Annotated in this window: 14 protein-coding genes; 5 read left to right on the top strand and 9 right to left on the bottom strand. The window is 55.7% G+C overall.

The genetic code is table 11. The features are described from left to right. Positions 1 to 36 precede the first annotated feature (36 nt). Both FYJ24_RS04955 and FYJ24_RS04950 read right to left on the bottom strand, forming a co-directional pair. On the bottom strand, positions 37 to 1146 hold the full coding sequence (locus FYJ24_RS04955; RefSeq protein ID WP_154544191.1) for a substrate-binding domain-containing protein: 1110 nt from the start codon (positions 1144 to 1146) through the stop codon (positions 37 to 39). A gap of 221 nt (positions 1147 to 1367) precedes the next feature. Further along, positions 1368 to 2516, bottom strand: a complete 1149-nt coding sequence (locus tag FYJ24_RS04950; protein ID WP_154544189.1) for an ROK family transcriptional regulator — start codon at positions 2514 to 2516, stop codon at positions 1368 to 1370. A gap of 472 nt (positions 2517 to 2988) precedes the next feature. Here FYJ24_RS04950 and FYJ24_RS04945 point away from each other — a divergent pair, with 472 nt between their 5' ends. The 3 genes from FYJ24_RS04945 (at position 2989) to FYJ24_RS04935 (ending at position 5758) form a co-directional block, all read left to right on the top strand. Further along, complete coding sequence (locus FYJ24_RS04945; protein ID WP_154544187.1) at positions 2989 to 3600, top strand: hypothetical protein; 612 nt, start codon at positions 2989 to 2991, stop codon at positions 3598 to 3600. Further along, positions 3590 to 4504 carry a nucleotidyl transferase AbiEii/AbiGii toxin family protein gene (locus FYJ24_RS04940; RefSeq protein ID WP_154544185.1) on the top strand — a complete coding sequence of 305 codons (915 nt, stop codon included), beginning with the start codon at positions 3590 to 3592 and terminating at the stop codon, positions 4502 to 4504. Before FYJ24_RS04945 ends, FYJ24_RS04940 begins: the two co-directional genes overlap by 11 nt. A gap of 273 nt (positions 4505 to 4777) precedes the next feature. After that, positions 4778 to 5758: a ribokinase gene (locus FYJ24_RS04935; protein WP_154544183.1), complete on the top strand. Its 981-nt coding sequence runs from the start codon at positions 4778 to 4780 to the stop codon at positions 5756 to 5758. 129 nt (positions 5759 to 5887) lie between these two features. Here FYJ24_RS04935 and FYJ24_RS04930 read toward each other — a convergent pair whose 3' ends face one another. From FYJ24_RS04930 to FYJ24_RS13635, 6 genes are all read right to left on the bottom strand, one after another. After that, positions 5888 to 8347, bottom strand: coding sequence for an ATP-dependent Clp protease ATP-binding subunit (locus FYJ24_RS04930; protein WP_154544181.1), 2460 nt, complete (start codon positions 8345 to 8347; stop codon positions 5888 to 5890). An 82-nt stretch (positions 8348 to 8429) separates the two neighbouring features. After that, entirely contained in the window at positions 8430 to 8855 is a 426-nt protein-coding gene (gene dtd, locus FYJ24_RS04925) for a D-aminoacyl-tRNA deacylase (RefSeq protein WP_154544179.1), read from the bottom strand. Further along, the gene (ygfZ, locus tag FYJ24_RS04920; RefSeq protein WP_154544177.1) at positions 8852 to 9850 is read right to left on the bottom strand and encodes a CAF17-like 4Fe-4S cluster assembly/insertion protein YgfZ; all 999 of its coding nucleotides are present in this window, start codon (positions 9848 to 9850) and stop codon (positions 8852 to 8854) included. Before ygfZ ends, dtd begins: the two co-directional genes overlap by 4 nt. Next, entirely contained in the window at positions 9843 to 10409 is a 567-nt protein-coding gene (locus FYJ24_RS04915) for an FABP family protein (RefSeq protein WP_154544175.1), read from the bottom strand. Before FYJ24_RS04915 ends, ygfZ begins: the two co-directional genes overlap by 8 nt. 103 nt (positions 10410 to 10512) lie before the next feature. Beyond that, the gene (locus FYJ24_RS12595) at positions 10513 to 10737 is read right to left on the bottom strand and encodes a hypothetical protein (protein WP_206192505.1); all 225 of its coding nucleotides are present in this window, start codon (positions 10735 to 10737) and stop codon (positions 10513 to 10515) included. Beyond that, positions 10688 to 10879 (bottom strand): DUF7832 domain-containing protein, encoded by a 192-nt coding sequence (locus FYJ24_RS13635; RefSeq protein ID WP_450097628.1) that lies wholly within the window; start codon positions 10877 to 10879, stop codon positions 10688 to 10690. Before FYJ24_RS13635 ends, FYJ24_RS12595 begins: the two co-directional genes overlap by 50 nt. A gap of 216 nt (positions 10880 to 11095) precedes the next feature. On the opposite strand from FYJ24_RS13635, the gene FYJ24_RS04905 reads away from it, so the two are divergent. Then, positions 11096 to 11866 carry a tyrosine-protein phosphatase gene (locus FYJ24_RS04905; RefSeq protein WP_154544173.1) on the top strand — a complete coding sequence of 257 codons (771 nt, stop codon included), beginning with the start codon at positions 11096 to 11098 and terminating at the stop codon, positions 11864 to 11866. A 16-nt stretch (positions 11867 to 11882) separates the two neighbouring features. Next, positions 11883 to 12893: an aldo/keto reductase family protein gene (locus tag FYJ24_RS04900; protein ID WP_154544171.1), complete on the top strand. Its 1011-nt coding sequence runs from the start codon at positions 11883 to 11885 to the stop codon at positions 12891 to 12893. A 13-nt stretch (positions 12894 to 12906) separates the two neighbouring features. On the opposite strand, the gene FYJ24_RS04895 is transcribed toward FYJ24_RS04900, so the two are convergent. Continuing rightward, a complete protein-coding gene (locus tag FYJ24_RS04895) occupies positions 12907 to 13377 on the bottom strand; it encodes a hypothetical protein (protein WP_154544169.1) in 471 nt (156 codons plus the stop codon). Between the last annotated feature and the right edge of the window lie 62 nt (positions 13378 to 13439).

The following is a 13439-nucleotide window of genomic DNA, read 5'->3' as shown; positions in this document are numbered from 1 at the left end:
AACAACGTGGCTTGCCTATTGAAGAGAGCGGTGGTTTTACTTGAAGTAGGCGGCTACTTCTTCGGCACTGAGGATCTGATCCAGGACGTAGGTGTCAGGTAGGTCCTTCACCTTGTCCCATTCAGCCTCAAAGTTTTCGTTGGTGATGGCTGGAGCTAGCGGAAGGATAACCGTGTGCCCATCGGTTAGCTTGCTTTCATCCAGTGTCTTTCCTTGCAGTTGGTTGACAATGAAGTGCATTGCCGTGGCGCCGGTTCCCGGTGGGTTGATGATTCCTACGGAACCAAATCCACTGGGCAGCAGGTCGTTCCACATCCGCATGAAGCCAACACGCGCCTCACCGGACACTACGATTGAATCAGTCTTACCTGCGGCTTCAACGGCTTTGAGGACTCCCTGCGCCATACCGTCATAGGTCCAGATTCCGGCAATATCCGGGTAGGTGGCAAGAAGGTCGGTGGCAACAGTTTGGCCAGTTGTCTGGTCCCAGCCGCCGTCGCCTCGTGTCAGAACTTCGATCCCCTTTTCCTTGAAGATTTTTTCCGCGCCAGCCCAACGTGCGTCGGTGGCGGGGTTTCCGGTTGCCCCTTCGACAGTGACGATCTTGTCGCCTTTCTTGAGTTGATCTGCGAACCACTGAGCATTCGCGGCTCCCAGTTCTTCCTGTGAGATTCCCACGTTGATTACTTCAGGGGAATCAACCTGCTGGTCAATGGCATATACCAGGATTCCTTGGTCTGTTGCTTCTTTGAAGACGGCAGACAGTGCGGTTGCTGAGTTCGGGTCGACGATGATGGCGTCGACACCACTGTTGATGAGATTACGGATTTGCTGAATTTGACCGTTGACGTCAGCGTCGGCGTTTTCGAGGATTAGTTCGTCGACAATCCCCTGTTCTTTGTATTCACCGAAGACTTCTTCAATGGCTTCGATCATTTGTGTGCGGTATTCGGAGCCGACAAACGCGTTGCTCACACCGATGGTGAAAGGCCCTTCCTTGGCGCCGTCCCCCGTCGATGCTTCTGATTGTGTATTTGCATCCGTGTTGCTATCGGTGCCCGAGGGGCTTGGCGACGAGCAACCCGCCACAAGTGACGCACCGGCCACAAGGGCTGCTGCAGATAGTAGTAGGCGTCTTGCTTTCATAACGATCCTCCTCGATTCCTATGGTGGTACAAGACACCCCTTATTTTTAGGCCGCAAATAAGGGGTAGCACTATTCTTGCACCATATTGAAATCCAGACAATACACGCACAGCAGAAAAACCGCGCAAAACCCGCCTTAAGGCTGTTCAGATGCTAAATAACGTTTTGGCTACAACTCCGGATAGCGCGCAGAAGCACACCGGCTCCTCATCCGACAAAGATCATGCAAGGGACAGGATTCCGCCTTGACGGTCACATGCATACAAGGCAGCCCCCACCAGCTTGGCATCATCCTTGAGCGTGGCCGCCAAAAGAGTCGGACGATGCAAAACGTTGCCCTCCAGGCGGGTTTCTAGCTCAGGAATAACAAGATGCGACCACTTTTCAAAAAGACCCGCAAAGACAATCACTTCCGGGGCAACAATCGCTGACAGATTGGCTAGTTGGAAGGCGTACTCATCCATCGCCTCGGCGAAAAGCTGAGTTGCTTTAGCGTCGCCCTCTTGAACTTGTTTGAATACGACATCCGCCGAATCGTCGTCACTAATGACAACAGCTGCTTCAACGGCACGTTCACGCAACGCGTCCGCCCCAAGCCTTCTCTCTACCTGACCAAAGCCCTTGCGATTACTGCGCAGCCCCTCAACATCCATCAACATGCGGCCAAACTGTCCCGCAGCCCCGCCATTGCCACGCCAAAGCCTACCGCCCTCAACAATTCCAGCACCAACCCCCTGATAGACACCTATCGCAACCAAAGCATCAATTGTCCCCGCAAACTGGCGGTGATACTCAGCGTAGGCGATGAGGTTTACGTCGTTCTCAACGGTGCAGAGTATAGGAACTTCTCGGCGCAACGCAGTGCCTAAGTCCGCGTCATACCAGTCGACAGCCGGGGCAATGGTGACGATTCCGTCCGAGGTGACCGGGCCCGGAACGGACACCCCCACAGCAACATACGGCGACTCTTTGTGCGCTTGACACTGTTCAGCGATCGCACGGACAAACTGTTGCATGATTCCGGGGCCGTCTAAACCTTTGATCGAGATAAAACGTTTGGATAGAACATCTCCGAGAAGACTCGTTTCCGCCAATTCGATTCCGTGCTGAGTGACGTCTGCCGCCAAGATCTGACGCGCTTGCGGGTTGAATTTCACGAGGAGGGACGGCCGTCCGCCCGTGCTAATGTCCGACCCCACCTCCTCAACCAGTCCAGAAGCCATCAGCGCTGCTGTCAGGCGATTGACCGTTGCCGGTGAGAAACCCGTCATCTTTGCAATGTCGATGCGCGAAAGTGCCTGGCCATCCAAGAGACAACCAAGGACCGTTTGGCGGTTGCCTTTGGTGAGGTCTCTGGACTTCCCCGTCATACACTCGCTCCCTTCGCACAGCACCGATGGAACCTAGCCTACGCACTGTGAAGCGCCTTCGGCGCCATCGGCCCCAACTCACTAAGGGCATGAGTGCTTGCTTTTGACGAAATCTCGGGCAGGAAAGCCGTCAAAACCACGCACTCGGCAGCCAAGACAAACTAGCACCACAACACATGAGTAACACCGACAATGCTGGGCGGAGCGTCACACCTATCTACATGAGTACACGCCACTGCGCGCCGCGTGGCTATCCCTCAACCCCTCCGAACTTGCCGAACAGCGGCTCGCCAATCCTCTTTCAGCAGGGGTCCTCTCACACACGTCGGCAGCGAAGCTTCACAGACTCGGTGATCTCCTTGATGATAGGCCAGAAATTACGACACCGGACAGGAAGCAGAGCCGTCGAGGTCTTCGCCTGCATCGAACAGTACTCGGCGCTGATGAGATGACAATTGTGGAGGGCCTACCGGTGACGACACCCGCCCGAACCGTTGCAGACCTTCTCCGCGACAAACACGATCCTTCACATGTTGCGGAAATCGCCGGTGACGCACTTCGACGGGATCTCACATCGCGGCAAGACATGGTGGAAGCCCTGGAACCCCTTGCACGCAGAAATGGGCAGCCCAGCGGTGCTGCACTCCTGGAGCACCTGCTGGATCTGGTTGGTCTCAGCGCCGCGGCACTGGCGGAGAATCTCACAAATAGCGACCTGGGGAAGGCTCTCGTCACAGCAGGGCAGCTCAGTGCGCTCAAAGGGCTCACCGAGACTGTCTCGAATCTCGATATCCCAAGAAACGCACTTGGGTCGCTGGACTTCGAGGCAATGGCGGCATTCGCGAAAGATGCCATACCTCTCCTGGTCCCCGAGGGCGCGCTCTCGAAGCTGGATGTGCTGGCGATTATCAATGCGGCAAACTTCTCGATCCCAGTCGATACCGAAGCATTCCGCAGAGCCCTAAACACGAGCTTTCCCGAATGGCTGCCCAATATCATCCGATCTGTGCCAGCAGGTTCGTGTTCGCCGCCAGTACTGAAGACGGCATCTGCTGAAAGAGGTAGCCATCAACATGACCGATGAACTCCCATACAAGGACGGTAACGCGCTCTGGGCAGCAGCTACGGCTCACGCAAAGACCGATGCCCAAACCTTCGGAGTAACGTCAGGTACGCTGCTCAGGAGATTCGTTGTTGATCGGTTCCTGGCGCGCGTGTTCGCACTTCCCGGCGACGAGTGGGTGCTAAAGTGCGGCAACGCTGCGCTCACGCGTGTGCATGACGCACGTACGACCAAAGATATAGATCTACTCGCCAAACTGGATAACCTTGATGCAGCTGTTGCCCGCCTTCATAAGGCCGTTGAGATCGATCTCGAAGATCATTTTCGATTCGTAATCACCGGCACTCACATGGCATCTGGAAGAGTGATGCAACCCGATGTCGATGGATACAAAGTGTCGATAGATGCGTATTGCGGAGTCAAGCGTCGCGATCACTTCAGCGTTGATATGGTCACGGGTTCTCTAATGACGACCAAGCCTGATGTGCAGACGCGGCCCGGCCTGATATCTACCATCGCGCCGACCCGTGTGCGTCTCTATCCTGTGGTCGATCACATCGCTGACAAGCTTTGCGCAACTCAGAGCACCTATGGCGCAGCCGGTAGTCAGCCCTCGAGCCGAGTCCGCGATCTCGTTGATCTTGTCGTGTTCGCGCGCACGCAGTATGTCAGCGGGACTGACCTCATCAAGGCGATCAACTCCGAATGGGCGCATCGCAGGCTCCCTGGCTCGGCACACTTTGCACCACCGCGGCACTGGGATCGGCTCTATTCAGCAGCGGCGCGCCAAGTGCCTGCATGCGGTGATACGCTCACATTCGTCGCCGCTACGGAGCTTGTCACCGCGCTGCTCAACCCCGCATTCGACGGTATGGCAACAGGCAAGCATTGGGAACCCTCGTCCCACTCCTGGACACAAAACTGACGCTCAACAGCCATAAGGGCGCGCCATAAGACGACTGTATTCTGCTCCCTAAGTGGCACCTGGGCTTTACTCAATCAGCGATACACACAATGGACGCCTTCCCCACACAAACGAAAGTACATGTAACCAACGCGATGGCTGACGCCTCCCACCACGTAGTCATTTCAAGTTGAGCGCAAACTGCCACAACCACCCCTAGATTTCGCCTTATTATAGAGCCGGTTGGTTTCCCCAGAACCAACCGGCTACTCCCCAATTGAAAAAGAGGCTTTCATGCTCCCCCCTACGGTAGGACCTAGTCGATCGCGTGAACATGGTGATGCCACACTCTTAGTCGTCGGATCAGCCAACCTGGACATCGTTGCCCATGCTGAGCGGATTCCGGCCCCCGGCGAGACGCTGCTGGGAACAGAGGTGCTGTATTTGCCAGGAGGCAAGGGACTCAACCAAGCCTGCGCAGCCGGCGCAGTCTACCCACTCGTGCATTTCATAGGTTCGGTGGGCTCGGATAACGCGGGAGACCAGTTGTCCACGCGGCTCACAGAATACGGCGTGAACATTGAGCACCTGCTTCGCTCAGACCAGTCAGCAACGGGAACTGCACACATTTCTGTCGATACAACCGGCATGAACAGCATCATCGTTGTACCTGCCGCCAACGCTGATGTAACCTCTGAACATGTGGAGCAGGCGTTCACCGAGCTTGATGATCTCACCGGCTGTGTCACAGTGTTACAGGGTGAGATTCCCCCAGCTAGTTCGCTTTGGGCCGCGGAACTCACTTATGAACGCGGCGGCAGAACCGTGCTGAATCTGGCCCCCGTCACTCGGGAGGAACCTGCCCTTTTGACCTACGCTGATCCGCTGATTGTCAACGAATATGAAGCCGGAATCCTACTGGATGCCGATGCACCGGAAAGCTGGGAGGACGCGGAGATTGCGGCAGAGAATCTGCTAGCCACGAGTCCGTCGGCTATCGTCACTCTCGGGTCGATGGGATCGGTTGTGGCCTGCCGCTTAGATGAGGGGTCAATCCAGCTGACCCGAATCGAAGCAACCCCCATCGATCACCCCGTCGATTCGACAGGTGCGGGTGATGCTTTTGTTGGTGTGCTTGCCGCAGGATTGTGTCAGGGTAAAGATCTGGTCGAGGCGGCTCAGGCTGCCTCATACCATGCTGCTATGACAGTCGAGGTTCCCGGCGCCTCCGAGTCCTATTCTGTTTTGCGCACAGCCTCCGGAGACACCAAATAGACAGATACCCCCCCAGGGAATGGATGATCTCCTAGAGTCTCGCCACCTAGTAGCAAAACCCCTGTAGATAATCCCAAACCCCGAGGGCTATCCGAACCTTGGTTCAGTTTTATAACTCTGTAATGTGCATTAGGAGCCGTTGAAAGAAAATTCTTTCTGGCCGTCCTCTTCCTTCACCCCGACAGTCACCAGGTCGCCGGGCTTGATATCGCCGAAGAGGATCCGCTCAGAGATGGAATCTTCAATGTCCCGCTGGATGACGCGGCGCAGCGGCCTAGCCCCCAGAACCGGGTCAAAGCCACGCTCAGCCAAGAGTTCACGCGCCTCATCGGTAAGTTGCAAACGCATATCCTGATCTTGCATGCGCTTATCCAAACGTGCAGTCATCAAGTCAACAATCTGCTTGATGTCATCCTTGGTGAGCGGTGGGAAGACCACGATCTCATCGACACGGTTGAGGAACTCCGGGCGGAAATGCTGACGCAGTTCCTCATTCACCTTGGCCCTCATGCGACCGTAATCCTGAGTCAGGTTCTCCGTGCTTTGGAAGCCGGTGAGGACACCCTTGTTGATGTCGCGCGTACCCAGGTTGGTGGTCATGAGAATGACCGTGTTCTTGAAGTCAACCATCCGGCCTTGCGAATCTGTGAGGCGTCCTTCTTCCAGAATCTGCAACAGCGAGTTGAAGATATCCGGGTGGGCCTTTTCAACCTCGTCAAAAAGCACCACGGAGAAGGGACGACGGCGAACCTTTTCGGTCAGCTGACCGCCTTCGTCGTAGCCGACGTACCCGGGAGGTGCACCAAAGAGCCGTGAAGCAGTGTGCTTCTCAGAGAACTCAGACATGTCCAGCTGGATCAGTGCGTCTTCATCCCCAAAGAGGAACTCAGCCAGCGATTTGGCCAGCTCAGTCTTACCGACACCCGTGGGGCCAGCGAAAATGAACGAACCGCCAGGGCGCTTCGGGTCTTTGAGGCCAGAACGCGTGCGGCGAATCGACTGCGACAAAGCCTTGACGGCTTCATCCTGACCGATGACCCGCTTGTGCAGCTCATCTTCCATGGCCAACAGCTTCGAGGTTTCCGTAGCTGTCAGTTTGAAAACGGGGATACCTGTGGACATCGCAAGTACTTGTGCGATTTCCTCTTCGGTGACCTCGCCCATCTCACCGGTGTCTTCGCCGCGCCAGCTGCTTTCCTTTTCCTGCCGTTCAGCAGAGAGCTTCTGTTCTTCGTCACGAAGACTGGCGGCCTTCTCGAAATCCTGCCCGTCAATGGCCGCTTCTTTTTGACGCTTGACGTCCGCAATCTTCTCATCCAATTTGCGCAGCTCTGGGGGGGCGGTCATGCGGCGAATACGCAGCCTGGCGCCCGCCTCGTCCATCAGGTCAATAGCCTTGTCCGGAAGGAAACGGTCAGAAATGTACCGGTCAGCTAGATTGGCCGAGGCGTCGATAGCTTCATCCGTGATGATGACACGGTGGTGTGCCTCGTAGCGGTCACGCAGACCCTTGAGAATCCCCACGGTCTCTTCAACGCTAGGTTCTTCAACCTTGACTGGCTGGAAACGTCGCTCTAGCGCGGCGTCCTTCTCAATATGCTTGCGGTACTCATCCAAGGTGGTGGCACCAATGGTTTGCAGTTCACCGCGAGCCAGCATAGGTTTGAGCATCTGCGCTGCGTCGATCGACCCTTCGGCAGCTCCCGCTCCCACCAGCGTGTGAATCTCGTCGATGAAGACGATGATGTCACCGCGAGTCTTGATTTCCTTGAGTACCTTCTTGAGGCGCTCTTCAAAATCACCACGGTACCGGCTACCTGCCACCAGCGACCCCATGTCAAGGGTGTAGATTTGCTTGCCCTTGATGGTCTCTGGAACGTCGCCGTGAACAATGGCCTGCGCCAATCCCTCAACAACAGCCGTTTTACCAACGCCAGGTTCACCGATTAGCACCGGGTTGTTTTTGGTGCGACGTGAGAGAACCTGCATGACGCGTTCCATCTCAGTCTTACGGCCGATGACTGGGTCCAGTTTGCCCTCGCGGGCCATCTGGGTGAGGTTGCGCCCAAACTGTTCCAGCAGAGCGGAGTTTCCCCGCTCACGGTCCCGCATGGGGGCTCCGCCGGTGCCAACCGCTTCACGGCCTTCTCCTTGATGTCCCTGCAGCAGTTGCAAAACAGCCTGGCGGATTTGTGCCTGGTCGGCACCTAACTTGTGGAGGACTTGGGCGGCGACGCCTTCGCCTTCCTTCAACAACCCCAGCAACAGGTGCTCGGTCCCAATGTAGTTGTGCCCCAACTGTAGTGCTTCACGCATCGACAACTCGAAGACCCGCTTAGCCCGCGGCGTGAAGGGAATGTGCCCTTCTACCGGCTTTTCACCCTCGCCAATCAATTCAATGACCGCGGCACGCGCAGCGTCTAGCTTGATGCCAACCATCTCCATGGCCTTAGCGGCCACGCCATCCCCCTCATGGATCAGGCCCAGCAGAAGGTGCTCGGTCCCAATGTAGTTGTGCTTGAGTCGACGCGCTTCTTCCTGCGCCAGCACGACAACGCGCCGAGCACGGTCGGTAAACCGCTCAAACATATTTCACCCTCTCATTGATACTGCTGCAAGCCTAGAGGGACTTGCCCCTTTCGCGCTGGCTGTTTCGCTACCGGCGTGGGCGTTACGCCTCTACCAGAACGGTAAAAGGTCCCGAATTTGTTAGCGAAACGTCCATCATTGCTCCAAATACTCCGGTCTCCACCTGCAAGCCGCGCTGTCGCAACCCGTCAATGACCCGGTTGATCAGTGGTTCTGCTTCCTCACCGGGTGCCGCATCCACCCATGAGGGTCTGCGGCCCTTTTTCGTGGAGCCATAGAGCGTGAACTGTGAAATCACCATCACTGGCGCCGACGCATCGAGCGCAGATACTTCACCATCCAGGATACGCAAGTCCGCTATTTTGCGGGCAATCAGGTCGGCAGCAGCTTTGTCATCTCCGCGTTTGACACCAACTAACGCCACGATTCCTTCCCCACTGAACTCACCGACCACGGATCCATCCACGCTCACTGATGCGCCGTTAGCGCGTTGCAATACTGCAATCATTCTGGCCGCCTCAATACTCGCAGGCCCGCCCCGGGGCGCTCTTTTGGTGAATGGTCACTGCGCCCCTCAACTGGCACTATCAGTTCCTGGGCTATCGCAATGTCGCCGGTGCGCAGTGCCGCAGCAGGATCCAGGTTCCGTTTGAGTAACCCCAATGCTATTGGCCCCATTTCGTAGTGTCTGGCAGGCGAGGTGATAATCCCCACCTGACGGCCATCAAGTTCGATGGCATCACCTGGGGCGGGTATTGATTCTGTTGAGCCGTCCAACTGTAAGAAGGTGAATCTGCGGGGTGGTTTACCCAGGTTGACGATGCGGGCGATAGATTCCTGTCCCTTGTAGCAGCCCTTTTCTAGGTCGACTGCGCTGCGAATCCAGTCCAGTTCTGCAGGCATTGCCCGCGGGTCAACGTCGCTACGCATGAGGGGACGCCACGCAGCGATCCGTGTTGCCTCGGCGGCAAGCTCTCCCACGCGGGGCCGTTTAGGTGCAAATTCTTCGCCTGCCGGGACCAGGTAGACGCGCCGATTCAGGTCAGCGCCGGGGTGCGTTCCTTGGAAGTAGCGGGCTCCTTCTCCAGGCCAAGGGTCGTTCCATACGATGGTGGCACCTGGTGTTACCGCGGATTCAGCAACAGTCGAGTACGCGTCAAAGTCGCCGGTGCGGTCTGCTACTTCTACCCGCAGCATGAATTTCATAGATTCTAAGAATTCTGTGAGCGAGGCGGGGTCTCCGGTTGTGAGTAGCCATGTGGTTTCACCATCGTCAACGACCCCTGCTGCGTGTTCTATACGGCCGTTGGCATCCAACAACAGTAGTTCGGTGTCAGTTGCCACCACTTTGGTGGACAGGGTGGTGAGCCACGAGAGACGATCAGGTCCGCTAACAGTGACCACGCCGTAGCCATGTATGGGGTGGAGGCCGGTACCGGCCTCGTACAGTTCTTGTTCTTTGAAGGGGTCCCCGTAGTGGAGGCCTTCTGGGTATTCAGTCATTGACGCGCATCAATCGTCCGGTGAGCTCAACCTCTGGTTCCGCGTCTCCCACGGTGAGGTCTGTTGTCCACATCAGTTCCCCTGCGACCAGCCCGTACATGCGGGTCATTCGGTCAACATCAACGGCACCGGGTTCGCGGGCGATCACGTCGGTGGTCAATGTTACGCGTGGCCCCATGACCGCTCCGATCCACAACACCGACAATCCCCGCGTGTCACAGCTAGTCAAGGCCATTTCGCGAGGTGTTTGGTCGTCGTCGGGGACAACTGCGAGGGGTGAGGTGACCCTCCAGTACGCGGTTTCTTCACGCAGCAGGTCCCCGGCTGTAATAATCTCTAGGCCTTGGGCGGCGGTGAGTTCTGGGGCGACGTCGCTATCAGCATTGCCCTTGTACAAGGTGGTGACCATGCGCATCTGGGTGCCGACAATGTCGCAGCGGATTTCTTGGACGAGGGCACTGTCGCCTTCTTCAGTGAGCACCCCCCACCCTTGCCAGCGTCCCAGCAGCCAAGCCAGGGACGAGAGTTCTAGGGGGAGGTCTTCTGGGATTTCAAACATGTCTCTAGCCTATGCTGTACAGAAGTCAGGTTCTACTGCTGATAGATAGACACACAACTATCGCGTTTCATCCCACTAAGTACAGGAAAGCATTGTTGTTGCCTCAACCAATGAAGATCGGGTGCCTATCCCGCACCCAACTCTCATATCTTTGGGCAATATGCGGAGCTAACTTCTCGTAACCATCCCAACTATCCGGTACGCGGTAGATGTCGGTGACCGCGTCATCAAACGTTTCGGAGTAATCGTCAATGTAACGCGAGTCGTCATCCTGCCCTTCATAGTAGGCAAGGGCAAAAAGCGTTGCCTGTGTCAGTGAGATCATCACTTACAAATTTTCCGTCCAACACCTCCATAAGAAATACTCCGGGAGTAATCTCCTTTCTTTCAAGACGTTCTGTTTCTTCCCGCATTTCTGCAACAGTTTCTTCATCGAAAAGTTGATTGAGTAAACACCATGTCACAAACATCCCGATGTGTTGTCCCCACAGACTCAGGTAGATCCTCAGGGAAATCCCCCTCGCAATGCCAACTCGCGTCATCATATTTTGTCATACATCCAGCAAATCATATGTACGCGGTGGTGCCACTGAAATAGCCTTTGTCGCCGGGTCAGGTTTTTGTGTATACCTCGCAAAATCAAGATGTGCCAACCATATTGGCAAATAGTCCTTTAGGGTAAGATTATGAACGTGTTGACTGGGGTTAATGGGGTAGCTAACTTTCGTGATCTTGGGGGACTACCACTGCGTAGTGGTGGGGTAACAAATACGGGCGTGGTGTACCGGTCTGCCGCGTTGAACACTGTGACGGAAAAAGGTTTGGGTGAGCTGGCTGCTAGTAATGTGGCTTCTGTTGCTGACTTGCGTGCCACCGATGAGGTGCGCATGGCACCGGACCGCCTCCCCACGGGTACTGGTATTGACTATGTGGAATTACCGATCACGCCAGGAAACCTCACCCCCACACGCATGGAAACAATGCTCTCTGGTACTAGTGATATAGCAGCCGCGTTAGAAGCGAACATTCCCAGTCTGGGTGACTTGTATGAGTCCATGCTCGAGGGTTACGCACCACATTTTGCTGCCGTGGCACGTTTGGCTTCTGGTGGGGCCACGTTGGTGCACTGCACTGCAGGTAAAGACCGCACCGGGGTTGCCTGCGCGCTCATCCTCGACGCAGTTGGTGTCCAGCGCGACGCGATTGTGCAAGACTACGCCCAGAGCCAGAAGGCACTGGCAGGCACGTGGGCAGAAAATGCTAAAGCACAACTACAAAAAGCTGGACTCCCTTTAGTTCCTGCATTGGTTGAGGTGGCTACCACCACACCACCAGCAGCCATTGAACAGGCATTCACCTGGATTTGTTCCCATTTCAAGAGTTCAGCACACTACCTACGCCACGGCGGTTTGCTGCAAGAAGAATTGGAACAATTGCAGGTGCGTTTTGGCGCATGAGTGTTAGCCTGATTACATGGTTGCATATCGCTATTTGGGAAACTCAGGCCTCAAAATTTCAGAGATTACCTACGGGAACTGGATCACCCACGGTTCGCAGGTAGAAGACCGCACCGCCATTCGCACCGTCCACGCGGCGCTGGATTTAGGTATCACAACTTTTGACACCGCTGACGTCTACGCCAACACCGCCGCCGAATCAGTATTGGGACGTGCGCTGCGGGGAATCCCTCGTGAAAATCTAGAGATCTTCACCAAAGTGTATTGGCCCATCGGTCAAAAAGGCCCCAATGATGTGGGGTTATCACGCAAACACATTATGGATGGGATTCACGGGTCACTGCGCAGGCTAGACACCGATTACATTGACCTTTATCAGGCCCACCGCTTCGACTATGAGACTCCTTTGGAAGAAACCATGACGGCCTTTGCCGACCTGGTTCGTCAAGGAAAAGTCCTCTACATTGGAGTGTCTGAGTGGACGGCAGAGCAGCTTCGCGAAGGCGCGGCGCTGGCAAAAGAGCTGAACATTCAGCTGATCTCAAACCAACCACAGTATTCGATGCTGCATAGGGTCATCGAAGAAAAAGTTATTCCTACCAGCGAAGAACTGGGGATTTCCCAGATCGTGTGGTCTCCGATGGCCCAGGGAGTGCTCTCTGGAAAGTATCTTCCCGGCCAGCCTGCCCCTCAGGGGTCGCGCGCCACGGATGAGAAGAGTGGCGCAGCAATGATCGCCAAGTTTATGGACGAAGCGACACTCACTGCCGTCCAAAACTTGAAGCCCATTGCGGCTGACTTAGGATTGTCGATGCCGCAGATGGCAATTGCCTGGGTGTTGCAAAACCCCAACGTCGCGGCAGCCCTGGTGGGGGCGTCACGCCCTGAGCAGCTAGCAGATACAGTAAAAGCCTCCTCGGTCGAAATTCCCAAGGAGGCCATGGACCTCATTGATCAGACCCTGGCGGGCGTGGCCAACAAAGATCCTGAGCATACTTACACGGTGTCACCAAAAACGCGCCCGTGAGTAGCTAGTACGCTTACTGCATGTCGGGGCAAAGCTCCTGCAGCTTGTTCATGTCCTCAAGAAGAGTTGTTTGAAGTTCGGTGCTCTTAGTGGTGAGCTCTTTCATCTTGGCTTCGTCAATCGAAGCAGGGTCACTCAGGTCAACACCATCGAGCATCTGAACCATGGAATCGAGGTCGGTCACAATACCGTCCCACGCGCCCTTGACCTCAGTGTTGGTGATCTTTTCCCCGACGCCCTTGGCTGAATCAACCAGTGAGGTCAGGGCACTGGGATCCTGAAGTGCGGATGCGTTGAGGCTTCCGAATGCCGCTTTGCCCTCTTCGTTTAGGACTTTGCATGCCGCGTCGACTGACTGTTCACCGGAACCACATGCGGAGAGTCCCAGGGCTAGAAGGAGAGTAGTACACACTGCGATAGGAGTTTTTTTGTTCATGAGAAAAGACCCGATCGCGGTAAGCCCGTCATTAGCTACCCTCTCCATATTGGCTAGACTGTGATCATGTTTGCTTCCTCCACAAGCGCACACCCCACCTCGCCCACGTA

Source organism: Scrofimicrobium canadense, from assembly GCF_009696615.1.
Taxonomy (GTDB): domain Bacteria; phylum Actinomycetota; class Actinomycetes; order Actinomycetales; family Actinomycetaceae; genus Scrofimicrobium; species Scrofimicrobium canadense.
This window is presented reverse-complemented; position numbering and strand designations above follow the sequence as displayed.